Raw genomic sequence first — 833 nt, forward strand, 5'->3', positions numbered from 1 at the left:
ACTCCCGCCAGCTCCATTAAAAAGATTCTTGTAGTTTCCATAGAATTCTTAACGGTTAAATTCCCTTTTAAAACAAGGGTTTTAACCGTTTTTTATTTTCTCTTAATTCCGCTAAATATTATACTATGGCATTCAATATAGCATTCAAATTTTATTTTTGCTAACTCTATTTTTCTTATCGCTCTACTATCTTTAAATGGTAAAATAATTATTGAAAATAATTCATGTTGAAAGAAGGTTTTAATTTGAAAAAAACGGTGAAACGTATTTCTTTTATTTTCGGTTCCGTTTTGTTGATTTGTTCATCTCTAGGATTTGGTAGTTTTAATTCGAGTTCCCATCAAATATCTTCTAACGTTGTTTATGCTGCAAAGAAAAAGACACATCTGAATTCTAATAAATCTATTGAGAAGTATCTAAAAAAACAAAATAAATCGTTGAAGATACTTGAGGTAAATGGCGTATATGTTGAAAATGGAAATTATACTACTCAAATTGTTTTAGACGCAAAAGATAACGGTATGAATAATGCTAAAAATCAAGTGGTTATGGCGATCAAAGCTTTGAATAAAAAAAGTCTTAAGGAATTTTCCAATATTAGTATTAGTGTAAAAGCTGATATGGATGACGGCAACAAAGGTTATGTCATTAAATCCGACTGGAATCCAGATTTTATTGAATCTAAAAAAGCTAAAACTATCCGGCTAAAAACTGTTAATAAACAAGCAGAAACATGGTGGCAATTAAATAATTAAATTTTTCGTACCTTCTCTATATGAGGAGGTATTTTTTATGTACTTTAAAAATTCGGCTGGCAAAGTTTACTTTTTAGA

At 28.9% G+C, this 833-nt stretch carries 1 protein-coding gene; it reads left to right on the top strand.

Annotation, left to right across the window (positions count from 1 at the left end):
* Window positions 1-245: 245 nt before the first annotated feature.
* On the top strand, window positions 246-755 hold the full coding sequence (locus tag RV04_RS12950; RefSeq protein WP_071858864.1) for a hypothetical protein: 510 nt from the start codon (window positions 246-248) through the stop codon (window positions 753-755).
* Window positions 756-833 lie beyond the last annotated feature (78 nt).

The sequence above is a fragment of the Enterococcus hermanniensis genome (assembly GCF_001885945.1).
GTDB classification, from domain to species: Bacteria; Bacillota; Bacilli; order Lactobacillales; family Enterococcaceae; genus Enterococcus_A; species Enterococcus_A hermanniensis.